Raw genomic sequence first — 23358 nt, forward strand, 5'->3', positions numbered from 1 at the left:
CGCGTATCTGAACCAAGCGCACCGCGCTCCCGCGCTGTTGGCGGTTTCCACAGATGCCTTGTTCAAACCTATTGATTTCCAGGAGCTTGCAATGAAAAAACTCATGATTGCCGTCGGCGTTTCGGTCCTGCTCAGCGCATGCGCGGGGGGCATGGGATCGAGCGGCAACAGCGTGTCGAACGGCGGCAGCGGCAGCATGTCGATGCCCATGGCGAATCCGATGGTCGGCGGTGCAGCGATGTATCCGACCAAAGACATCGTCGACAACGCCGTCAACTCGAAGGACCACACCACGCTGGTCGCCGCCGTCAAGGCCGCGGGCCTGGTCGATACGCTCAAGGGCTCCGGCCCCTTCACCGTGTTCGCGCCGACCAACGAGGCCTTTGCCGCGCTGCCTTCCGGCACCGTCGACACCTTGCTCAAGCCCGAGAACAAGCCGACGCTGACCAAGGTGCTGACCTATCACGTGGTGCCGGGCAAGATGGATGGGCCCGCGCTGATGAGCGCCATCACGGCGGGCGGCGGCAAGGCCACGCTGAAGACCGCCAGTGGCGGCACGCTCACCGCGACGATGAGCGGCCGCAACGTGATGGTCAGCGACGCCAAGGGCGGCACCGCCACGGTGAGCATCGCCAACGTCTACCAGTCGAACGGCGTGATCCACGTCGTCGACAAGGTGCTGCTGCCGGGTTGATCTACGCAGAGGTCGTCGGCAAGCCGTTCGGAAAGCGCCGCCGTATCTCCGAGCGAGTCACGCGGCGCTTGCTGGCCACGTAGACGTTGGCACGGCCGAACTGCTGCACGCTGTCCCAGACTCCCGGCGGGCAGGTGGTGTCGCGCATCACCCGGCATTCGCGCAGCGCATCCCAGCGCGTGGGCGAACGGTCGGTAGCGGGCGGCAACAGGTCCAGTCCCAGCTCATGCCATTCGCCATCGATGCAATGCCACTGGGTCCAGTCGTCGATCACGATGCGGCGCGGTGGCGATGGCGCGCGACGGCGCCATTGCGCACGCCACGCAGCACGCGCAACCTCCGAATGCCTGTTGCGAAGCAGGATGCCCGTCAAAGGATGCACGAACAACTCGATCCAGGGTGCCTCGCGCCGTGGTACCGGAGGTCCGCCCCACCTTTGGCGCAACAGCACCTCGCCGTCCTCCCACACTGCGTCGCGCGTCACGAAATCGTCGATGTGCTGATGGATGTGGGCCTGCACGGTGTTGCGCTTGTCGATGCCGGCGCAGAGGTCGGCATGCACCTTGTCCCATGGCCGGTCTACCTGCTTGTGCAGCCAGCGCTTGAGCGGGGCGAGATTCTCGTTCAGGCCCTTGCGAAAAGCGTAGCCTCGCTTCATGCCGAGGTGCGATCCACGGTCACGGCTGTCGCGCCACTGACGCCCATCGCCCTGGACACCACCGCCCCGACGCGGGCGTTCGACGATCACCTTGTACATGTCTTCACGCATCGAAGATCTCCCGTGCGATGCGTTGCAGCGCGACCTTCTGCGCGCGGCGCTCGGCCCGATGGGTGCGCAGGTGGCGTCCTGCGTTCTGGCCGGTAGCGCGCTTCGCCAGGGCGGCAATCACTGGGTTGCGCGGCTTGGTGGCCGGCAGTGAGAAATAGAAATGGGCGAGACGTTTGTCGTCGTCACGCGCCTTGCGTTGGGCACTCATGTGCACACTCCCAAAAACAGAAACCCCGGCGGAATGGAATGCGCCGGGGCTTTATCGGCCGCGGCTGGACGATGCGATGCACATCCAGCCAGGGCGGTGGTGTGCGGATCAGAAAACGATGGAACGATTCATGAAACTCGAGTGGGTCTTGGGGCTTCCGGGAGGTTGCTGGTCACCGGCTGCAATGCAGTTGTGAAATCGAGCGCGGATTGTGCAAAGGCATGGCGAAGTGCGCAAGCGGGTGGCAACCCGATGTGGCAGCCAGGAGACAGCGCACTGCGCAACACAGCACGCGGCCCAAGGAGCCTCTTGTGCAAGTCGTCGCAAGGACGTGCACCTCGGCTCGGGATGAGATGCAAGGTGCAAGCCGCAGTGGCATGCCGCAGTACCGTCCGTGCCGAGGATGCGCTTTGCAGAGAACTTGCCGAGAGCAAGCTATGCATCGTCGGCTTTCGGCGGCATCAGCGTGGCCAGCGCAGCCGCATTGCCGGCCTCTGGCACCGGCCTCGCGTCCAATGCCGGACTCGCGTCCTGCACCGGCCCAAGCCGGGTCGCCAGACGAAAGGCGACCACCATCGCAAGCGTCCCGAAGATGGCCGCACCCGCTGCCTGCCCCACCAGCACACCCGCCGGCCCATAGTGCGAACCGATCCACGCGAAGGGAATGGTGCCCAGCGTGGCGCGTGCCCAGTTGAAGCCCGTCGAAAGCAGTGGCCGCCCGAGATTGTTGAAGGCTGCGTTCGCCACGAACAGCGCGCCGATGAAGAAGAAGCCCGCCGCAATCCACGAGCAATACGCATGGATCAGCGCCGCCGCATCACCTTCTGCGGAGAAGGCCCGCACGATCAGCGACTGCGCCAGTGCCAGCACCAGCCAGGCCGCGCCCACCGCGAAGACCATGAACATCAGCGCGTCGCGCAGCCCCACGCGTACGCGCCCGTACTCCCGAGCGCCGAGGTTCTGCGCAAGGATCGGCCCGACCGCGCCGCTCAGCGAATACACCAGCCCGAAGGCGACTGGCGTGACGCGGTCGATGATGGCCTGGCCGGCAACCGCCGACGCACCGAACTGCGCGATCGAATGCGTCACGAAAGCGGCGCCAACCGGAGTCGCGAGGTTGGTCAACACGCCCGGCCCGGCCACACCGACCAGCAAGCGCGCATCGTCGCCGAACCGCGCGCGGTTGAAGCGCGCCAGCAACTGGTGGCGCACGACAACGCCGCGCATGCCCACCGCCGCCAGCATGCAACGCGAGACCACCGATGCGGCCGCCGCGCCATCGAGGCCCATGTCCAGGCCGAAGATCAGGATCGGATCGAGCACCGCGGTGGCGACCGCGGCGCCGAGCGTGACCATCATCGCGCGCCGCGCATCGCCCACCGACCGCAACAGGGCGGCACAGGCCATGCCGACGCCGAGCAAGGGCATCGACATCACGGTGATCGCGAGATAGCGGGCCGCATACCGCTCGGTATCACCACTGGCGCCCAGCGCACGCAACATCGGATGCAGGACCACAAGCGTGACGATGCCGACGCATACCGTGATCGCGACCATCAGCACCAGGCTCGATGTCGCGATGCCGCGCGCATCCGCACGACGGCCCGCACCGATCGCACGCGACACCACCGCCGTGATGCCGATGGTGACGCCGATGCATATCGATGTGTGAAAGAAACCGACGACGCCTGCAAAGCCAACGGCTGCGGCTATTTCCTTCTCGCCCAGGCGCGAGATGTAGAAGAGGTTGATGAGGTCGACGACGAAGACGGCGATGAGCCCGACTGCCGCAGTGGTTGACATGACGCAAACATGTTTCAGCAACGACCCTGTAACGAAACGTGGTTTGTAGGAGTCGTGTGGGGTCATGGACGAGCCATTTTGCGCGCAAGCGAAGTGCTCACTATCATCGCTCGCTCATGTTCTTTCCCCTACTTTTGCAGCGGCTGCGCATCCTTCATCTCGAGCCGTCGGAGACAGACCACTGGCAGATGTGCGGCGCCCTCGGCCTCGATCCGTCGAGCACGGTGATCGAGCGCGTCGACACGCTGGATCGCTTCAAACAACGGCTCACGGACGGGCTCCACGACATCGTCGTTTCCGCTTATCACTGCGATGGCTTCACCGCGATGGACGCTTGGGAAGTCCTGCTCGGCATGCCCGGCCGGCAACCTGCATTCATCGTGTTGTCTCGCTCGGCGAGCGAGGCCGAGGCCATCGATGCAGTGCGGCGTGGCGCCTGCGATTTCGTGCGCAAGAGCACGTTGTCGCAACTGGCACGCGTGATGTTGCGCGCACTGGACGCAAGCCGCATTCGCACCGCCAAGGAAGATTCGCAAGCCGAACTGGCGGGCTCCGTGGAGCGATCGACGGAACTCAACGAATACCTTCGCAAGTGCATCGAGGAGGAGCGCCAGGCGATCGCGCGCGAGGTGCACGATGACATCGGCGGCTCGCTTGCGGCCTTGAAGTCCGACCTCGGATGGATTTGCAAGCAGGCGAAGGAGCCCGACGTGCTCGCGCATGCGAATGCCGCCACCGAGATGCTCGAGCACGCCATCGGCGCCAGCCAGCGCATCGTGCAGGACCTGTATCCGCCGGTGCTGGAGCGCGGCATCGTGGCCGCGGTCGACTGGCTTGCCGGCTCGTTCGAGCAGCGCACCGGCGTCAAGACCGCGTTCACCAGCACGCACGAGGTCATCCACGCGCCGGAGGATGTGCAACTGGTGGCCTACCGCACCGCGCAGGCGGCACTGACCACCATCGCCCGGCATGCAGCCTGCAGCGAGGTGCGCATCGACCTGTCGGACGGCGAGAACATGCTCACGCTGGAGATCACCGACAACGGCCGCAGGCTGACGCGGGCCGAACTCCCCGAAAGGCCACGGGCCCTTCGCGGACTGGGCGCACGCGCACGCACCGTCGACGGGCGGCTCGCCATCAGGAACAGGGGCGGCGCCGGCACGTCGATCATCCTGTCGGTGCCCCTGGTGCCGGTGGAAGGCAGCCTCAGGACTGCACGGCTGCAGCAGACGTAGCAAGGCTCCGAGCAAGTCCCGAGAAGGTGCGCGCCTCGACTCGGCGTGGGATTTTTCAACGCCGCAGCCTGACCCTTGGCCGTGGATGCGCGCTCCGCGAGGACTTGTGCGGAGCCTTGCCTCGCCCGAACGGCCAGCCTCGCAGCGGCGTCTTCCTCCCTTCGGCAGGGGAGAAAAAAGGTGCGCCTGCCCTCTCGCGAAGGGAGTGCGACACGGCATTTGTTCGAGAATCCGATTTCTTGCAAACGGAGGCCTACCCCTATGAATACGAAGACGATCACCTTTTCCGCCCTGGCCCTGACGGCCGCCGTCGCGCTGCTGGCCGCAGGTTGTTCATCCACTGGAAGCAAATCGGCGGACTCGGGTGCGGCGCCTCAGGCCGCCACTGCCGCACCGCCCGCGCCGCCACCCAAGCCCAGCATCGAGGGGATGGGCTATGACGAATTGGCCGGCGTGCTGGGCGACGGTGCCGGCAAGGGCTTGAAGCAGGATCTCGTCGGGAAGACCGTCACGCTGAACCTGTCGAAGCCGAGCGCACGCGGCGCACCGGCCGGCACCTACGTGGCCAGCGATGGCGACTCGACCTTCTTCCGTTGCCGCGCCGTGGGCGGCGGCTTCACCGGCGGCGAGGTCGTCACGAAGATCCGCGACTACCGCTATGTCGCCAAGCCGCTGCAGCGGATCGTCGACCTGGACCGTTGCGCTGTGGCCGCCTCGGCCGAACCGGCACGACCAGCCGCTGCCGCCGCACCGGCGCCCGCCCCCACGCCCGCCCCCTCCACCGTCGGCGCCGCCAAGCCCGGCATGGACGCGCGCGGCAATGTGGTCGACTCCTCCAAGGTCGAGGCCGGCAGCGGCCGCACCGTGAAGGGCCTCAACGACTACGAAGGCGAGATCACCGGCAACCCGGGGCCCGGCAGCAAGTTCACCCGACTCCAGATCGGCATGCCGACGCGGCAGGTCACCGACCTGATCGGGCCGCCCACGGACCAAGGTGCCTATGTGACTGGCAAGGCCTTCATTCCGTTCTATTTCGGAAGCGACCGACATCGCTTCGAAATGACCTACAAGGGCCAGGGGCGACTGGTCTTCGCGGGCGGCGGGATGGGCGACTTCACGAGCGGGAACCTGATCTGGATCATTCACAACCCGAACGAAACCGGCTACCGCTGAAGAGGATTGGATTTTTCCGCCGCAGACGCCGATCTCGGGTCTGCGGTTCTGGCTGAGGCATGACAAGCGCCTTCGCTCGATTGTCAGCCTCTGCCGCAACTGTGTGGCCAACCGCAGCGGCATACGGTTCCGCTGCGTGGGGATCGCGCGCCAGGCCTGCCAGCGCAGGTTTGGACGGCCACAAGAGCAAACGCCTCTGACGGCCGCACCGGCGCCGCAGGCGCATCGGGGGTGCGTTCGTTCAGCGAGCGTTCTGGTAGCGCTCCACTTCGCACTGGTAGGAGCCGGGGCTCGTCTGGCAGACCGAATAGCCGCCCGGCGGCGGTGCGGTACTGCAGCCTGCCAGAAGGCACAGGAGCGTGACGCTAACCCACTTGGACATAGGAACTCCGCTGTTGCCTTTCGACTTTAGTTGGCAGGACGGTGGTGTGTGCAGGATTTTGTTACTGGACGGCATCCAGGGCATCCACTGATTGGGGGGTCGGTTCTTCCCCGTGGCGTCCTTGTCCCCCACGGCTATTCCTCCCAGGCATGTGGCGCTTGCCGCAATGTCACTCGCCTTTCGCGGCGTCCATTCCTAGACTTGCCCCAGGCCACGGCCCCTTGCGAAAAGCGAACGCCCTGCCACCCGTGGACCTGAATCCCAACCCTGGAGACAATCCCTTGACCACCTCGACCCAGGCCGACCGGCGACCCTTGCTGCGCAGCATGTTCGATGCTGCCGTCGCCGCGGCCCAGCCCGCGCTCTGCCTTCCGCCGCATCTGCCGCCACGTCCCAAGGGCCGCACCATCGTGATTGGCGCAGGCAAGGCTTCGGCCGCCATGGCGCGTGCGCTGGAAGACCATTGGGATGGCCCGCTCGAAGGCCTTGTCGTCACGCGCTACGGCTATGCCGTACCTTGCGAGCGCATCGAGATCGTCGAGGCCGCCCATCCCGTCCCGGACCAGGCCGGCCTGCAGGCCACCGAACGCATCCGCCAACTGGTGAGCGGCCTCAGCGCCGACGACCTGGTGATCGCACTCATTTCCGGCGGCGGCTCCTCGCTGCTGGTCGCGCCCGGCCCGGGTCTCACGCTGGCCGACAAGCAGGCCGTCAACAGTGCCCTGCTGGAATGCGGCGCGAGCATCTCCGAGATGAACTGCGTGCGCCGCCACCTGTCCTCGGTCAAGGGCGGCCGATTGGCGGCGGCCTGCCATCCGGCCCGAGTCTGGACGCTGCTGATCTCCGACGTGCCCGGCGACTCGCCCATGGACATCGCCTCCGGCCCGACCGTGCCCGACACCACCACCTGCGCCGACGCGCTGGCGATCATCGAGCGCTACCGCATCGAGGTGCCGCCCGCCGTCCTCGCCCTCCTCCAGCGCCCCGAAGCAGAAAGCGTCAAGCCCGGTGACCCACGACTCGCCCGCAACGAGACGCGCATGATCACCGCGCCGCAGATCGCGCTCGAGGCCGCTGCAGAGGTGGCCCGCGCCGCAGGCTATGCCACCTACATCCTCGGCGACAGCCTCGAAGGCGAGGCGCGCGACGTCGGCAAGGCATTCGCCGGCATCGCACGCCAGGTCGCCCTCCGCGGCCAGCCTTTCCAGACACCTTGCGTGTTGCTCTCCGGCGGCGAGACCACCGTGACGATCAAGGGCAACGGCCGCGGCGGCCGCAACGTCGAGTTCCTGCTGGCGCTCGGCGTCGCGCTCGACGGCCTGCCCAATGTGCACGCCATCGCCGGCGATACCGACGGCGTCGACGGCATCGAGGAGATCGCCGGCGCCTGCCTCACGCCCGACACCCTGGCCCGGGCCTGGGCCCAGGGCATCCACCCCCGCAAGAGCCTGGACAACAACGACGGCCATGGCTTCTTCCAGGCCCTCGGCGATTCCGTCATCACCGGCCCCACCCTCACCAACGTCAACGACTTCCGCGCCATCGTCATCGACAGCGCATCCACCACTGGAACCCCATGACCACGCAACGCCCCTGCAACGCCAAGATCGTCGCCACCCTCGGCCCGGCCAGCGCCGACCGCTCCACCATCGAGGCGCTGGTGCGCGCCGGTGCCGACGTGTTCCGGCTCAACTTCAGCCACGGCACGCATGCCGACCACAAGCAGCGGCTGGACCTGATCCGCTCGATCGAGGCCGACCTCGGCAAGCCCATCGGCGTGCTGCTCGACCTGCAAGGCCCGAAGCTGCGCGTCGGCACCTTTGCCGGTGGACCGGTGAAGCTGGTCGAAGGCGCGGCCTTCCGCCTCGACCTCGACATTGAGAAACAAGGCGATGCCACGCGCGCCCCGATGCCGCATCCGGAGATCTTCGCGGCGCTGAAACCCGGCGCGGAACTGCTGCTCGACGACGGCCGGCTCCGCCTGAAGGTCGAGAAGTCGGGCAAGGACTTCGCCGAGACCACGGTGGTCAACGGCGGCATGCTGTCCGATCGCAAGGGCGTCAATGTGCCGGGCGTGGTGCTGCCGCTGTCGGCCCTCACCAAGAAGGACCTCGCGGACCTGGAGTTCGGGCTCACGCTGGGCATCGACTGGATCGCCCTCTCCTTCGTGCAGCGGCCCGAGGACATCGTCGAGGTCAAGGCCATCGTGCAGGGCCGCGCAGGCATCGTCGCCAAGCTGGAGAAGCCCGCCGCCATCGACGCCCTCGACGCCATCTTGGCCGAGACCGATGCGGTGATGGTGGCGCGCGGCGACCTGGGCGTGGAAATGCCGGCCGAGCAGGTGCCCGCGATCCAGAAGCGCATCGTTCGCGAATGCCGCCGTTTGGGCAAGCCGGTGATCGTCGCCACGCAGATGCTGGAGTCGATGGTCAGCGCGCCGGTGCCGACACGCGCCGAAGCCTCGGACGTGGCCACGGCGATCTACGACGGCGCGGATGCGGTGATGCTGTCGGCGGAGTCGGCGTCGGGCAAGTTCCCGATCGAGGCGGTCGCAATGATGAACCGCATCATCGAGCAGACCGAGGCGGATCCGCAGTACCGCGCTGCCATCGACGCGTCGCACACGCGGCCATCGGCCAACACCGCGGATGCGGTCAGTTGGGCGGCGCGGTCGGTGGCGGGGCTGCTCGATGTGGCGGCGATGGTCGCATACACGAGCTCGGGCTCATCGGCCCTGCGCATGGCGCGCGAACGGCCGCGCGCGCCGATCATCGGCATGACGCCGCGCCGCGCCACGGCACGTCGCCTGGCCTTGGTCTGGGGCGTGAACCCGGTGCTCTGCCACGACGTGATGAACGTCACCGAGATGACCGAGGTCGCCGTCGCCACCGCCGCGAAGCAGGGTTTCGCGCAGAAGGGCCAGACCATCGTGATCGCGGCCGGCATGCCCTTCGGCGCACCGGGCACGACCAACCTGCTGCGCATCGCACAGGTCGAATGACGGGTGGCCGCGGCAGCGATCGACCTGGTAGCAACTCAAGCCTGGCCGGCGTTTGATTGCGCCAGGTCCGGCTGCATTCAGGAATCGGGCGTCGTTGTAGAGCAACTCGTGCGGTGCGCTACACGGACATGCATCCATCCTGCTGACTGATACGACTTCGCGATCAAACGCAATAACTGCGTTGGATCGCCTTGCCGTGCTACAGCACTGTCTGCGGCGCTCCGCCTTGTTCTGCGCTTGGATTGCAAAGTCGTATGAAAACGCGTGCCCTCTGGCGAAACCCGCTGCTATTCCACGGTGTCTTGAAGCAGATAGGCGAGCCGTTGGGCGTGCCGGACGCCAGCGAGCTTCACCAATCGTATGAGCTCATCCTCGGGAGGAAGCGGGAGATGCGGTGGCAACGGCTCGCCTTGCGCGTCCTGCTTGTCGAGCTCGGCAAGCAGTTCCTCGGTGCCCTTCAGCTCGTCGTCAGGCGGCACGGTCACAAACTTGATTTTCGAGTTCTCGGCGCTCGCTCGCAGGTTGGTCAATTCGTGCTCGCTGCCCGCAATCGCCACCATCTGATCGATCTTGCGCTCGCGGATGATGCGTGCGACGGAGTCCGAGACGGAAGACCAGTTGGAGTCCTCGATCGCGCCCATGCGCCTCAACACTTCGAGATCATCGTCTGTGTGCTCCGATGCCATCGGGAATGCGACGACAGGTGTAGTCCGGCGCTCGCCGTTCTCGATGGTGCGAGCTTTCCCGCGGCCCAGACCGACCAGTCCGGCCTGGGCACAGACTTCCGCGTCGGCCAGGACAAGCACCGTAGCGGGCTGTGACTCGCCCGTCGGAAACGCCCACGCGTCGATCAACTCGATCGCCAACTGAATCTGGGCGGCGTCTGGATTCAACACACAAAGCAGAATTTCTTTCATGGTCAACTCATCACAACAGCGTGCGAATGTGCCGATACATGGAGCCTGCGCCGGTCAACGTGACGCCAGTCTCGCTCGCCAACCACTGAAGGTCTTTCAGATCCCTTTCCAGCAGATGCTGATGATCTCCGGCGACGAGCTTCGTCCGCACGGCCACCGGAGGTTGAAGCGAAGCTTCCGACACGCGCCGGATGTGACCTGTTTGCGCTGGCGCCCCGCTGATAGCCAGTGCGGCTTGCACCGAACCCAACCGGTTGACGAGATTCAACGCGCCATTGCTGCATCGGGCGACCCTGCCGGACTTGCTTTGCGCAGCGAGGCGTGCCAGCGTTTCGAAGTAGGCGCGACGTCCGATGGACACGAGATGCACCTGCTCGGCGACGAAGTCCGCAATCTGTTGCACGGAAAGTGCCGAGATCGGCGTCGACGGGTTTTCATCGACAGGGAGTCGTTGGAATTTGCGAACTTGCCGAAGCTTCGGACTGCGTTGAAAGTTCACGGCAAGTGGACCCAACTTGTACTTGTGCGCAAAGCGCACTTCCCACATCGTCCATCCGGGCTGAGCGACGTGGGCGGTTTCCAGGGCAAGCACGACGTCCGCATTCCCCATCGCCTGGGCGAGTTCGGCGGGGAATTGCAAGCCGGGTGTTCCTGAAAACCGATCCATGAAAACCCGGAAGCCGCGTCGCTGCAGTGCGTCGAAGACCTGCTCGGCAGCGGCCGAGGCATCATTTCTCACATAGCTCAGGAAGACGCCCCTGCGGCGCTCGAGCAAGATCGCTTCCAGGACGAGTTGTGAAAGAAGAGTGACTGACCCCAGGTAAGACGGCTGATTGGCTTTGGACAGGACCGGGAAGGCGGCGCCGGTGCCGAACACCTGAGCGTGCTGGAGTCCTGGCATCAGCACCGGCATGATCAATCCGCCCCGATCGACCCAATCGTCGGCCATGGTCTCGAATCCGGGGCCGAGCGGCGTGCTGCCAATCACCATGACGAGGACATGCTTGCAGGCTGGCTCTTTCCAGGACATGCAATTCAGGCCTCCCGGCCCATGGCAGAGGAACAAAGTGACCGGTGGTGTGGACATCGAGAGCAGCTCGGTCCGAAGTTGATGAACGAGGGCGGTGGCGGTAGCTTCAGCCGGTGCATCGCACGCGATGACCGCGACCTGGAAGGGAACGGTGACCCCAAGTATTTCAAAGCGGCTGCACGTAAACAAAGTGCCATGCGACCAAGAGCCGTCTTGGATTAGACCGTTCCAGGCATTCATGGACATCTTCCTCAGCAGGGCCAACGTCGTTTGATGGTGAGCGTGGGAGACGTAGCGTACGTTCGTAGCGCCGACTCTGCCACCCCACAAAGGGAGTAGACGTTGACGCCGCAAGTGGCCGCCCGGGGCGTCGATCCAACGGTACGGACTTTCAGCCGCCCGGAGCCTCGATCAAACGGCAGGGACATTCCGCCGCGGCAGTTCAACTGCGCGGCAAGACTTGCTTTCAGTGGATCGGAAGATGCTTGACCATGCGCCCCTCGGAATCGACCGGGCAGTTCCCATGCGAAGACGGGGCCCCTGCAAGCGCCATGACCCTGCGGCCATGGTCAAGCCCCAAGGATTTCATGACCGACGCCCTAATACCCGTAGTCGTCGTGGCGGCGGCGGCCACTCCCCAGCGCAGTCATGACCAGCGCCGTCAACAGCGAACTCGCGATGGCGGTGATCCATAGCGCCTTCACCGGTTCGTCGGCCACGAAGCGCGCGCAGGATTCATTGGCATTGGCGACCCGGCCCTTCCAGTCGACCATCTTCCTGCCGGTCGAATTGACCGCATCGCGCGCATAGGCACGGCCGGTCCGTGCCGCGTCGACGGCCACCTTCTTCGCCTCGTCGGCAACGTCCGCGGCATTGTCCAAGGCTTCCTTGCCCGTGGCCTTCGCATCCTGCGCGACTGAGCGGATCGAATGGGCGGCGTGGCTCGCCACAGTGGCGGTGCCGGTGGCGAATGCCTGCGCAGCCTCGGCTGCGTCGCGCCCGGCCTGCCGCGCGTCGTCGGCGAGCTGGCTCGGGGTCTTGGTGGTGTCGTCGAATTCCATGTCGAAGTCCCTTGTTATTGAGGGTCGCCCAGCGCGACCCGAACTTCCAATGTCGCCGCCGTTGTGCATGCCTGCTTGTGAGGCGCCAACAGCGACGGGCGTAGGCTAACGCCGTTTTGACAGAAAGCCAGCATTCACGCGGCAAACCATGCGTGCCCCGAGGACGCCCGTGCATCGCAGATGCGTTGGTTCAATCTGCAGCAGTTGCTCCGCATCGGCACAGCGCCCCGGCTGCGTCTGTCACAACGACGTCCCGCGCCGAGTTCCAAAAATCCATTGCCTGACAAGCACTTGCGCGCGCTGGCACGCCCTGGCCCGGGCTGGCCCGCCCATTGCGAAGTTGTTGATGCGTTCCTTCCTCAACTTCAACGGAGATGAATTCATGGACATGGCTGAAATGCGCAACCTGGGTATCGCGAACCCTTTCAAGAAGCAATATGGCAACTTCATCGGTGGCCAATGGGTCGCGCCGATCGACGGACAGTACTTCGACAACCTCACGCCGGTGACCGGCCAGGCCTTCACCAGCATTCCGCGTTCCAACGCGAAGGACATCGAGGCCGCGCTCGATGCTGCGCACAAGGCCAAGGCCGCATGGGGCCGCACCTCGCCCACCGAGCGGGCCACCATCCTCTTGAAGATTGCCGACCGCATGGAGCAGAACCTGCAGACGCTGGCCGTGGCCGAGACGCTGGACAACGGCAAGCCGCTGCGCGAAACCATGGCCGCCGACATGCCGCTGGCCATCGACCACTTCCGCTACTTCGCCTCCTGCGTCCGCTCGCAGGAAGGCGGCATCAGCGAGATCGATCACGAGACCTATGCGTACCACTTCCATGAGCCGCTCGGCGTCGTGGGCCAGATCATCCCGTGGAACTTCCCGATCCTGATGGCGGTGTGGAAGCTCGCGCCCGCACTGGCCGCCGGCAACTGCGTCGTGTTGAAGCCGGCCGAGCAGACGCCGGCCTCGATCCTGGTGCTGATGGAAATCATCGGCGACCTGCTGCCTGCCGGCGTGTTGAACGTGGTCAACGGCTTTGGCCTGGAATGCGGCAAGCCGCTGGCCTCCAGCCCGCGCATCGCCAAGATCGCCTTCACCGGTGAAACCACCACCGGCCGCCTGATCTCGCAGTACGCGAGCCAGAACCTGATCCCGGTCACGCTGGAGCTCGGCGGCAAGTCGCCCAACATCTTCTTCGAGGACGTGCTCTCGGCCGACGATGCCTTCTTCGACAAGGCGCTGGAAGGCTTCACGATGTTCGCGCTGAACCAGGGCGAGGTCTGCACCTGCCCGAGCCGCGCGCTGATCCAGGAATCGATCTACGACCGTTTCATGGAACGCGCGATCAAGCGCGTCGAGGCGATCACGCAGGGCCATCCGCTCGACACCGGCACCATGCTCGGCGCGCAAGCCTCGCAGGAGCAGATGGAGAAGATCCTCTCGTACATCGACCTGGGCAAGCAGGAAGGCGCGCAGTGCCTGACCGGCGGGGAGCGCAACGTGAAGGTGGGCGAACTGGCGAGCGGCTACTACATCAAGCCGACCGTGTTCAAGGGCCACAACAAGATGCGCATCTTCCAGGAAGAGATCTTCGGCCCGGTGCTGTCGGTGACGACCTTCAAGACCGAGGAAGAGGCGCTGGAGATCGCCAACGACACGCTGTACGGCCTGGGCGCCGGTGTATGGAGTCGTGATGGCGCCCGCGCCTTCCGCATGGGCCGCGGCATCCAGGCCGGCCGCGTGTGGACCAACTGCTACCACCAGTACCCGGCCCATGCGGCCTTCGGTGGCTACAAGCAGTCGGGCATCGGCCGCGAGAACCACAAGATGATGCTCGACCACTACCAGCAGACCAAGAACCTGCTGGTGAGCTACAGCCCGAACAAGCTGGGCTTCTTCTGACCGAGGCACGCATGTCGTCCGATACGCCACTGACCGAAGTGGCTGTTGCCGCGGTCAGCCGCGTGTCCGTGACGCCGGCCGCGCAGGCGCTCATCGAGCGCTTGCGCGCGGAGCATGGCCCGTTGATGTTCCACCAGTCGGGCGGCTGCTGCGATGGCAGCGCGCCGATGTGCTTCGCGCTGGGCGAGTTCATCACGGGCGATGCCGACATCTGCCTCGGCGAGATTGCGGAGACGCCCTTCTACATGAGCCGGTCGCAGTTCGAGTACTGGGAGCACACGCACCTCATCATCGATGCGGTGCCAGGCAACGGGGGGATGTTCTCGCTGGAGCGTCCGACAGGGCTGCGCTTTCTCACGCGCTCGCGGCTGTACGAAGACGCGGAGTGGCAGGTGCTCGAGGCGCAGGGACGGCCTTGAGGGGCACAGGGTTTGTTCGTGAGCACCCGCGGAACCGGCTTTGCCGGGCCGCTGGGTGCGCCCCCTCGAGGGGGTGCGCCGAAGGCGCTGCGGGGGTGGCCCTAATCTTCCAGCGACGCCAGGAACTCCTCGATCGCCGGATTGACCACGCCGGGATGCGTCAGGTTGGCCGCATGCCCCGCGCCTGGCACGGTGACCACCTGCACATTCGGCAACGCATTGGCCATGGCCATGGCACGGGACAGCACGATCGCCTCGTCGGCTTCGCCGTGAACAACCAGCGTAGGCACCTTGATTTCCGGAATGCGCTCGCTGAGGTCGTCGCGCGTGGCCAGGGTCGTGAAGCATTGCAGCAGGTTGACCGGCAGGTACGTCTTCCACTTGGCGCGCCATGCCGCGCCACCCGGCCAGCCGTCGCCGAGGATGATGTGCTCGACCACGCCCGCATTGGCATCACTGAGCCCGTTGGCTAGCCAGTCTTCCAGCAGCGCCTGGTGGTGCGGCATCTTTGCCGGGTCTTCGAGCATCGCCTGCGTGTCGATCAGCACCAGCGCGCGCACCAGTGCCGGATGGGCCAGCGCACAACGCAGGGACAGGTAGCCGCCCTGCGACATGCCCGCGAGCACGGCACGCCGGATGCCCAGGTTTGCGAGCAAGGCGGCGAGGTCGTTGGCGGAGTCGTAGTAGGTGAAGGGCGCGCAGGTGTCGCCCGCTGTCTGGCCGTGGCCGCGCTCGTCCCACGTGATGCAGCGGTAGCGCGACTTCAACGCAGCCACCTGCGGCTCGAACATGCTGCCGTCCATCAGCAAGCCGTGGGAAAAGACGACGGCGGGGCCGTCACCGCCGCTGTCTTCGAAGTAAAGCTTCTGTCCGTTGACCTGTGCGAAAGGCATGTGTTCTCCTGGATTGAAGACCACATTCAGCACAGTTGGCGGCGCGCTGTCCATCGGGAGTCACGCGCGCTGCGTGCCCCCGATGCCCCACGATGCGCAGTGCCGCGATGCCGGGCTTCAAGCCGCCTGCCAGGCCACGTTCGCCCCCTCGAACATCTTGCGCAACTGCCCGCTCGTGCCCAGCTCGTTCATCGCCGCCTGCAAGGCCTGGGCGAGATCGGTCGCGTCCTTCTTGACGGCCAGCCCCACCGCCCACCCATCGCGCGGCGCGCGCGGGACGGGGATGGGCGCGATGGCAAAGCGCGCATCGCCGCGCAGCACCGACTCCATCTCAGAGGCCATGCCCGCCGCGGCCGCGAAGTCGCCGCGCTGCAGGGCCTGCGCGGCCTCGGCGCCGTCCTTCCATTGCGTGTCGAGCTGGTTGCGGTAGGCGCCGCTGTCGGCGCCAATCATCAGCCAGCCGGCGAGCGATTGCCCCGGCACCGCGACCCTGGCGTCGCCGAGCGCGGAGAGCGTATCGAGCTTGGGCAAGCGATCGAGCCGGCGCGCCACCACGATGCGTTCGCGGTAGTACGGCGCGAGGATGCTGACCTGCGGCGTCGCGTCCATCAGCGGGCGGTCGACCGGCACGTGCAGCAGAAGGTCGGCCGGGCCATAGCCGAGGTAGTGGCCCTTCCACACCATGTTGCGCAGGTCGTCATTCATGTTCTCGTCGGCGTTGAACGGCAGCAGCGAGGCCTTCACGCCCAGCGATTGCGCAAGCGCCTGCGCGATCTGCACGTCGATGCCCTGCCCTGCCACGTAGAACGGCGGCATGTCCTTGTAGATCGCCACGGTGAGCGTGCCGCGCTCCCGGATGCGCTCCAGGGATGCGGCGCGCGATGCGAGCGTTGTGCCCGCCAGGCTCGCCGCGCCGAGCCAGCGCAGGCAGTCGCGGCGCGATGGTCCTTCGTTTCGCTTCATCATTTTTTGTCTCCTTCTGCGATTCCAGTACTGCGATGCCAAACCCTCCACCGGCCCCAGTCAGGGACACCGCGGAACCGGCTTTGCCGGGCCGCCGGTGTCGCCCCCGTTGGGGGGGTGGGCGGCCTACGCGAAGTGAGGCCAACCTGGGGAGGAGCGACATCCCTACATCGGCTTGTCGCGCCGCGTCTCCAGGTAAGCCTTGATCGACCAGATCGCCTCCTGGCTCATCATTCCCTCGAAGGGCGGCATGTAGACCGCGCCGTTGCGCGTGCGGCCGTGGCGCACGGTGGTCAGGTAGTAGTCGTCCATTTCCTTGATGCAGGCGGCCTTCTTGCCGGCGTCCTTCAGGGCGGCGCAGTCGTTGTCGATCTTGCGCAGGTCGGGGGCGATGCCGCCCGAGATCGCCTCGATGCCGTGGCAGCGGGCGCAGTTCTGGTTGTAGGCGGAGGTGCCGATCTTGATGGCCGGCGCATTGCCGCGGTAGGGGTTTTCCGGCTTCCAGTCCTTGCCCAGGGGCGCCAGGCCGGTGGTGTCCACCGCTTGCGGCGTGACGTCGCCGTGCGACCATGCGGGGGCGGTGGCGGCCATGCAGCCTGCCACGGCAAGCAGCACGCCCGCCCTGCGCAATGCCCTGCTCCACCGACCGTTCGCAGGGTCGCTGGGGTCCATCGGCCGCCTTGCTTTCGAATCCAATCTCGCCATCTCGGTCTCCATTCAGGTGAAAGTAAAAGACGCAGACGGAAGCGCAAACGCCATGCCACGCCCGGGGTGTTGCAAGCGGGAACACAAATTGCGTGATTTGCGCTGCCTGTGGCATCCTTTGTGGCGGCCATCCGGCATGTGACAGTGAGGGTCGGCGCCGCGTGTACCAAAAAGGAACACGGCAAGCGACAACACGATGTTCTGCGAACCAGACCACCTGCTCGTATAGAAGCAGAGGAGACAACTCAATGGTTGAAAACCACCGCGCCCTGGCCTCGGCTCCCAAGACCTGGACGACGCCGGCCGTACTGCCCGTCCCGGAGCAGCCGGCGCGTACGGAACTCATCGAGCAATGGCATCAGCGTTGCTCCGCACTGGGCCTCACGCGCATCGAAAGGCCGGACTTCGAGCCCCTGATGCGCAGCGACCTGGCCCTGGCCCGCGAGCGCAACCAGCGCCTGTTCACCCACGCGGCGCCGGTGATGGAAATGCTGTTCGAGCAGATCGTCGACACGGAAAGCATGATCGTGCTGGCCGACGTGACGGGCACCATCCTCCACTCGGTCGGCGACGACAAGTTCCTGCAGCGCGCCGACAAGGTCGCGCTGACGCCCGGCGTGAACTGGGCCGAGCATTCCAAGGGCACCAACGCCATCGGCACGACGCTGTTCGAGGAGGCGCCCACCGTGGTCCACGGCGGCGAGCACTTCATCCACGCCAACAACTTCCTCACCTGCTCGGCGGCGCCCATCTTCGACCCGCGCGGCAACATGCTCGGCGTGCTCGACGTCACCGGCGACCAGCGCTCCTACCACCAGCACACCATGGGCCTGGTGCGGATGTCGGCTCGCATGATCGAGAACCAGTGGCTGTCGGACGACTACGGCAATCGCCTGCGGCTGCACTTCCACAGCCGGGTGGAGTTCATCGGCACGTTGCTGGAAGGGATCATCGTGGTCGGCGGGGACGGCAAGATCCTTGGCGCCAACCGCAGCGCGCTGGACCAGCTCGACATGAGCAGCGCGGCGCTGCGCATGCACAGCCTGACCAGCCTGTTCGGCACCACGGCGCCGGCCGTGTTCGACCACTTCCGCTCACCCTTGCCGACGCCGATGACGCTGTGCCTCTCGAGCGGGCGGCCGTTCCATGTCAACGCCCGCTTCAACGGGCCGCAGCGCTCCATGGTGATGGAACCGCAGATCACGACTCCGGTCCTCGACGTGCCGGCGCATCGCCGCGACCCCGGGGCCGGAAATGGCAAGCGCTACGGCACGCTCGTCGGCGACACGGCCCAGTCCGCGGACGGCACGCTGTTCTCCGGCCTGCACTACCTGAACACCGGCGATCCGCAGATCGCGACGCTGGTGCAGAAAGTGCAGCGCGTAATCAACCGCGACATTCCGCTGTTGATCCTCGGCGAGACGGGCACCGGCAAGGAGCTCCTGGCCCGCGCGGTTCACCAGGATTCGAACCGGGCCAAGCAGCCTTTCGTGGCGGTCAACTGCGCGTCCATCCCCGAGTCGCTGATCGAGGCGGAGCTGTTCGGCTACGAGGATGGCGCTTTCACCGGTGCGCGACGCAAGGGTGCGGTCGGGCGCATCGTGCAGGCCAATGGCGGCACGCTGTTCCTCGACGAGATCGGCGACATGCCGTTGCCCCTGCAGGCCCGTCTGCTGCGCGTGCTCCAGGAGCGCAACGTGACGCCGCTGGGCAGCCTGAAGGCCATTCCGGTGGACATCGCGGTCATCGGCGCGACGCACCGCAAGCTGCGCGACATGATCGACGCCGGCACCTTCCGGGAAGACCTCTACTACCGTCTGAACGGCCTGGTGGTGCGGCTGCCCGCACTGCGCGACCGCTGCGACCTCGACGTGGTGGCGCGGCGCATCCTGCTGGCCGAGTGCCCGCATGCGACGCCGGACATCAGTCCGCAGGTGATGTCGCTGTTCAAGGCCTACGCCTGGCCGGGCAACGTGCGCCAACTGGCCAACGTGTTGCGCACGGCCGCGGTCATGGCTGCGGGCGAAGGGCAGATCGCGGAGCACCATCTGTCCGACGACTTCCTGGAGGATGTGCAGAGCGTGCGGCATGCGCGCGCGCCGGCGGCATCGGCGGCAATACCCGTTGCGCCGGCTGGCGGCGACGTTGCGCAACCGCAGGCGCATCTGCCGCAGTTGCCCTGCGGCGCGGCGATGCCGGACGCACAAGCGACGGCCGTTGGCGCAGGTCCGGCTCCCCGGCAAGCCGCGATGGAAGCGGTCGCGCCGCGCACGCTGGGCGAAGCGGAAGTCGACCTGATCCGCAAGACGCTCGCGGATGCCAACGGCAACATCTCAGTCGCGTCGAAGCGCCTGGGCATCAGTCGCAACACCATCTATCGCAAGCTGCGCTGGGGCCAGAAGGAGTGAATCTTTCTACTGCGGCCGCCGATCTCGGGCCTGCGCTGTTGGGTTCGGCATGACAGGCGCTACGCGCAGTTGTCAGCCTCGCCGCAACTTCGTTGTCACCGCACGAGAGTGCTCTTCCGCTCCGCGACCCGACCTCGGCGCCCTCGCTACGAAATCTTCACCCCTTCTGGGTTAGCGCCGTATTGAGGATCGCCCCGGTAGCACTGTTCCGTCGTTGAACAGCCTTGTGCCAACCTGGAGCACTGTCCCTCGCAGCCTGCCGCCGCGCGCACGCCGGCATCAGGGCAATCACTGATCTTTCCACGGCCCGGCGCCGATCGCCCACGGGCATGCGATTTGCGCAATGGAAGAGGCCCGCCAGCAATCCCGCCAGGGCCGCCTACTTGCCGCCGAGACGCCGCAGCAACGACCATGATCACGCCCGACGCGCGCCCCCGCATGTCGACCCGCTTCCACATGCAGTTCGAGCCGGCGCAGGACAGCTGGCTGCTGCTCTTTGCCGAAGGCATCGTGCAACTGAATGCCCCGGCCGCGGAGATCCTGCAGCGCTGCGACGGCAGGCGCACGGTGGATGACATCGTTGCCGAGCTGGAGATCGTCTTCGCCCAGGCACCCTTGCATGACGACGTGGTCGTGTTCCTGAGCCAGGCGCTGCAACACGGATGGCTGCAGCAGGCATGACGCGCTTTCGCTGGTCGCGGGTGGCCTGGCTGCTCGCGCTGCTTCTTTGCGCCGCTGGCCATGCGCAGGCCGGCGTGATGACACGCGACGACCTGCGCAAGGCCTTTCCGCCGCCGCTCTCGGTCGGCGAAATAGACCCGCAACTGCCGGTGTGGCCGATCTTCAAGCAGGACGTGACCTCGCCCATCCTGGCGGGGTATGTCTTCGAATCCATCGACTTCGCGCCGATACCCGGCTTCTCCGGCACGCCGCTGAACCTGCTGATAGCGCTGGACCCCAAGGGCAGCTTCCTCGACGTTCGCGTGCTGTCGCACCATGAGCCGGTGTTCCTCGAAGGCCTGGGCGAAGCGCCGCTGTTCCGCTTTGCCGACCAGTACAAGGGACTGTCGCTGCAGCAGAACATCAAGATCGGCTCCAACGCCAACCGCGGCGAGGAACGCGGCAGCGCCAATGTCTACATCGACGGCGTGGCCAAGGCGACTGCGTCGGTACGCATCCTGAACCAGAGCCTGTTGGCGTCGGCCTTGCGCGTGGCGCGCGCCAAGCTCGGCTTCGCGGGCGGACAGGACCCGGACCAGATCGCCCGCGTGCGGCGCGACACCTATGCACCGATGGAATGGGGCACGTTGCGCCAGGCCGGCCTCGTCCAGCACCTGACGATCACGCAAGGCATGGTGGAGAAGGCTTTCGAAGACAGCGGCGTGGAACTGCCCGTGGCCGGCCACGCCGATGACGTGTTCTCGGATCTCTACGTCGCCTACCTCAACGCGCCCTCGGTGGGCCGCAACCTTCTCTCGGAAGCCGGCTGGCAACATCTGCTCGGGCGCATCGACGAAGGCGACCATGCCTTGCTGGTGATCGCATCGGGCCCCTACTCCTTCGTCGGCGACAAGTTCGTGCGCGGCGCGGTGCCCGATCGGCTCACGCTCAAGCAGGGCGACCTGCCGCTGGAACTGCGCGACCTCGACCTTGACGACCCGCTCACGCTACCGGCCAGCCTGCGCGGCGCGGATGCCAAGGTGTTCCGCGTGATCGGGCCGGCCGGCCTCGACCCGTCGCATGCCCTGAACTTTGCGCTGCGCGTGACGCGCGAGAAGGGCATGGTCTACCCGGAACGCATCAGCCGCAGTTTTGCCATGCCCTATGTGTTGCCGGCCGATCAGGTGATGCTGCCGGAATCGGACGACAAGGGCTGGCAAGGCATCTGGCGCTCGCGCGCCTGGGAGCTTGGCGTCCTGGCCGCCGCGCTGGCCTTGCTGGCCGTGGTGCTGGCCCGGCCGAAGTGGATCGTCGCCACGCCATCGCGGCTCGCGCGTTTCCGCACCGGCTACCTCGTCTTCACGCTCGTCTTCATCGGCTGGTTCGCACAAGGGCAACTGTCGATCGTCAACATCACCGCGCTGGTCCAGGCCCTCGTGGCCGGGCGCGACCTGGCCTTCTTCCTCCATGACCCGATGACGGTGGCGCTGTGGGCCTTCGTCGCCGCAACACTCGTGGTGTGGGGACGTGGCACCTTCTGCGGCTGGCTTTGTCCCTTCGGCGCGATGCAGGAGTTGGTGGCGCAGTTGACGCGCTTGGCAGGCATCCGGCGCATCAAGCTGCATCGCGACCTGGATGCCAGGCTGAAGTGGATCAAGTACGGGGTGCTGGCGGTCATCGTCGGGCTGGCCGCGGTGTCGCCGTCATGGACCGACAGCGCCGTGGAGGTCGAACCCTTCAAGACCGCCATTACGCTGGGCTTCGTGCGCTCGTGGCCGTTCGTGGCATGGGCCGCCGGGTTGCTGCTGCTCAACGTCTTTCTGTACAAGGGCTTCTGCCGCTACCTGTGCCCGCTCGGCGCGGGACTGGGCCTGTTGGGCAGGGTGCGCTTGCTGCGCTGGATTCCGCGCCGCAGCGAATGCGGCACGCCCTGCCAGACCTGCCGCCACCGCTGCGAGTACCAGGCCATCAAGCCGAACGGCGCCATCGTCTACGAGGAATGCTTCCAGTGCCTCGACTGCGTGGCGATCCACGACAGCCCGCAACGCTGCGCACCGCTCATCGCCAAGGGGCGCGCCCGTACCATCGCGATTCGTCCGCTGCCCGTATGGGCCGGGAGCGAGGCATGAAGCGGCGCCAGTGGCTTCGCGCGACGCTGGGGCTGGGCGCGATCGCCGGCTTCTCCGGGCTGTCGCCAGCAGTGAAGTCGCTGCACTGGGAGAGGCGCTCGATGCTCGGTTTCGGAACCACGCTCTCGCTGCATGCCGCGCATGAGGATGCCGGCGCGCTGGACCGCGCGCTCGATGCCGGCGTGCTGGCGCTGCGTCGCATTGAAAACCAGATGAGCCTGTTCCAGCCCGACAGCGCACTGTCGCGGTTGAATCGCGATGGCGTGCTGCACGCGCCGCCCGATGAACTGGTCGACATCCTCGACATCGCGCATGCCGTCTCGCGCGACAGCGATGGCGCCTTCGACGTCACGGTGCAGCCGCTGTGGCTCGTCTTCGACTCCGCGCGCCGCGCGGGGCGACTGCCGACCGCGCGCGAGGTGCACGAGGCTCGCGCCAAGGTCGACTGGCGTGGACTGGATGCCACGCCCCGTCGTATCCGCTTCGATACACCGGGCATGGCCGCCACGCTCAACGGCATCGCGCAGGGCTATGCGGCCGACCATGTGCGCGCAGTGCTCGCATCGCGCGGCATCCGCCATGCGCTGGTCGATGCGGGCGAGTTTGCGCCGCTCGGCCGCAACAGCGACGCGCGGCCGTGGACACTGGGCATCGCCGACCCGCATGAGGAATCCGCGCTGCTCGCACGGCTCATGACCGATGGCCGTTGCATCGCGACCTCCGCGGACAACCTCAGCAGCTTCAGCGGCGACCATCGCCATCACCACATCTTCGATCCGCACACCGGCTACTCGCCACCGGCGCTGTCGTCGGTGACTGTCGTGGCCGATACAGGCGCGATGGCCGATGCGCTGACCAAGGTGTTCTTCGTGGCCGGTCCTGCGCAAGCCCGTGCGTTGGCGCATCGGTGGCGGGTCGATGCGCTGTGGGTCGACAAGTCAGGTCGATGGGAGGCCACGCCGGGCCTGCTGCTCGCACAGGACGCGCCGATCAAGCCGGCCTGAT

General features: G+C 66.3%; 21 protein-coding genes. 11 read left to right on the top strand and 10 right to left on the bottom strand.

Annotated elements, in window-relative coordinates; translation table 11 throughout:
* The first annotated feature begins 91 nt into the window (after positions 1-91).
* Positions 92-694, top strand: coding sequence for a fasciclin domain-containing protein (locus WKW82_RS14295; RefSeq protein WP_422823476.1), 603 nt, complete (start codon positions 92-94; stop codon positions 692-694).
* Position 695: 1 nt separating this feature from the next.
* Here WKW82_RS14295 and WKW82_RS14300 read toward each other — a convergent pair whose 3' ends face one another.
* From WKW82_RS14300 to WKW82_RS14310, 3 genes are all read right to left on the bottom strand, one after another.
* Positions 696-1463, bottom strand: coding sequence for a hypothetical protein (locus WKW82_RS14300; protein ID WP_340342965.1), 768 nt, complete (start codon positions 1461-1463; stop codon positions 696-698).
* On the bottom strand, positions 1456-1671 hold the full coding sequence (locus tag WKW82_RS14305) for a hypothetical protein (protein WP_340342966.1): 216 nt from the start codon (positions 1669-1671) through the stop codon (positions 1456-1458). Before WKW82_RS14305 ends, WKW82_RS14300 begins: the two co-directional genes overlap by 8 nt.
* A gap of 435 nt (positions 1672-2106) precedes the next feature.
* Positions 2107-3474, bottom strand: coding sequence for an MATE family efflux transporter (locus tag WKW82_RS14310; protein WP_340342967.1), 1368 nt, complete (start codon positions 3472-3474; stop codon positions 2107-2109).
* A gap of 116 nt (positions 3475-3590) precedes the next feature.
* Here WKW82_RS14310 and WKW82_RS14315 point away from each other — a divergent pair, with 116 nt between their 5' ends.
* Complete coding sequence (locus WKW82_RS14315) at positions 3591-4709, top strand: hybrid sensor histidine kinase/response regulator (protein WP_340342968.1); 1119 nt, start codon at positions 3591-3593, stop codon at positions 4707-4709.
* A 261-nt stretch (positions 4710-4970) separates the two neighbouring features.
* Positions 4971-5882: a hypothetical protein gene (locus WKW82_RS14320; protein ID WP_340342969.1), complete on the top strand. Its 912-nt coding sequence runs from the start codon at positions 4971-4973 to the stop codon at positions 5880-5882.
* Positions 5883-6123: 241 nt separating this feature from the next.
* On the opposite strand, the gene WKW82_RS14325 is transcribed toward WKW82_RS14320, so the two are convergent.
* Positions 6124-6264 (bottom strand): hypothetical protein, encoded by a 141-nt coding sequence (locus WKW82_RS14325; RefSeq protein WP_340342970.1) that lies wholly within the window; start codon positions 6262-6264, stop codon positions 6124-6126.
* A 326-nt stretch (positions 6265-6590) separates the two neighbouring features.
* Here WKW82_RS14325 and WKW82_RS14330 point away from each other — a divergent pair, with 326 nt between their 5' ends.
* Both WKW82_RS14330 and pyk read left to right on the top strand, forming a co-directional pair.
* Positions 6591-7844 (top strand): glycerate kinase type-2 family protein, encoded by a 1254-nt coding sequence (locus WKW82_RS14330; protein ID WP_340343210.1) that lies wholly within the window; start codon positions 6591-6593, stop codon positions 7842-7844.
* The gene (gene pyk, locus WKW82_RS14335) at positions 7841-9265 is read left to right on the top strand and encodes a pyruvate kinase (protein ID WP_340342971.1); all 1425 of its coding nucleotides are present in this window, start codon (positions 7841-7843) and stop codon (positions 9263-9265) included. Before WKW82_RS14330 ends, pyk begins: the two co-directional genes overlap by 4 nt.
* 287 nt (positions 9266-9552) lie before the next feature.
* Here pyk and WKW82_RS14340 read toward each other — a convergent pair whose 3' ends face one another.
* From WKW82_RS14340 to WKW82_RS14350, 3 genes are all read right to left on the bottom strand, one after another.
* The gene (locus WKW82_RS14340; RefSeq protein WP_340342972.1) at positions 9553-10182 is read right to left on the bottom strand and encodes a hypothetical protein; all 630 of its coding nucleotides are present in this window, start codon (positions 10180-10182) and stop codon (positions 9553-9555) included.
* 10 nt (positions 10183-10192) lie between these two features.
* Positions 10193-11452 carry a toll/interleukin-1 receptor domain-containing protein gene (locus WKW82_RS14345; RefSeq protein WP_340342973.1) on the bottom strand — a complete coding sequence of 420 codons (1260 nt, stop codon included), beginning with the start codon at positions 11450-11452 and terminating at the stop codon, positions 10193-10195.
* Between the two features lie 359 nt (positions 11453-11811).
* A complete protein-coding gene (locus tag WKW82_RS14350) occupies positions 11812-12273 on the bottom strand; it encodes a hypothetical protein (protein ID WP_340342974.1) in 462 nt (153 codons plus the stop codon).
* 382 nt (positions 12274-12655) lie between these two features.
* Between WKW82_RS14350 and adh the strand changes: the two genes are divergently transcribed.
* On the top strand, positions 12656-14176 hold the full coding sequence (adh, locus tag WKW82_RS14355; protein WP_340342975.1) for an aldehyde dehydrogenase: 1521 nt from the start codon (positions 12656-12658) through the stop codon (positions 14174-14176).
* Positions 14177-14187: 11 nt separating this feature from the next.
* Entirely contained in the window at positions 14188-14595 is a 408-nt protein-coding gene (locus WKW82_RS14360; RefSeq protein WP_340342976.1) for a DUF779 domain-containing protein, read from the top strand.
* Positions 14596-14696: 101 nt separating this feature from the next.
* Here WKW82_RS14360 and WKW82_RS14365 read toward each other — a convergent pair whose 3' ends face one another.
* The 3 genes from WKW82_RS14365 to pedF form a co-directional block, all read right to left on the bottom strand.
* The gene (locus WKW82_RS14365; RefSeq protein WP_340342977.1) at positions 14697-15488 is read right to left on the bottom strand and encodes an alpha/beta fold hydrolase; all 792 of its coding nucleotides are present in this window, start codon (positions 15486-15488) and stop codon (positions 14697-14699) included.
* A gap of 117 nt (positions 15489-15605) precedes the next feature.
* Entirely contained in the window at positions 15606-16454 is an 849-nt protein-coding gene (locus WKW82_RS14370; RefSeq protein WP_340342978.1) for a substrate-binding periplasmic protein, read from the bottom strand.
* 162 nt (positions 16455-16616) lie between these two features.
* Complete coding sequence (gene pedF / locus WKW82_RS14375) at positions 16617-17042, bottom strand: cytochrome c-550 PedF (protein WP_422823477.1); 426 nt, start codon at positions 17040-17042, stop codon at positions 16617-16619.
* Positions 17043-17404: 362 nt separating this feature from the next.
* Here pedF and WKW82_RS14380 point away from each other — a divergent pair, with 362 nt between their 5' ends.
* From WKW82_RS14380 to WKW82_RS14395, 4 genes are all read left to right on the top strand, one after another.
* Positions 17405-19564, top strand: coding sequence for a sigma-54-dependent Fis family transcriptional regulator (locus WKW82_RS14380; protein ID WP_340342980.1), 2160 nt, complete (start codon positions 17405-17407; stop codon positions 19562-19564).
* A 411-nt stretch (positions 19565-19975) separates the two neighbouring features.
* The gene (gene pqqD / locus WKW82_RS14385; RefSeq protein WP_340342981.1) at positions 19976-20245 is read left to right on the top strand and encodes a pyrroloquinoline quinone biosynthesis peptide chaperone PqqD; all 270 of its coding nucleotides are present in this window, start codon (positions 19976-19978) and stop codon (positions 20243-20245) included.
* On the top strand, positions 20242-22353 hold the full coding sequence (locus WKW82_RS14390; RefSeq protein WP_340342982.1) for a 4Fe-4S binding protein: 2112 nt from the start codon (positions 20242-20244) through the stop codon (positions 22351-22353). The genes pqqD and WKW82_RS14390 overlap by 4 nt, the downstream gene beginning before the upstream one ends.
* Positions 22350-23357, top strand: coding sequence for an FAD:protein FMN transferase (locus tag WKW82_RS14395; protein WP_340342983.1), 1008 nt, complete (start codon positions 22350-22352; stop codon positions 23355-23357). The genes WKW82_RS14390 and WKW82_RS14395 overlap by 4 nt, the downstream gene beginning before the upstream one ends.
* Position 23358: the final 1 nt, after the last annotated feature.

The sequence above is a fragment of the Variovorax rhizosphaerae genome (assembly GCF_037889975.1).
GTDB lineage: Bacteria > Pseudomonadota > Gammaproteobacteria > Burkholderiales > Burkholderiaceae_C > Variovorax > Variovorax rhizosphaerae.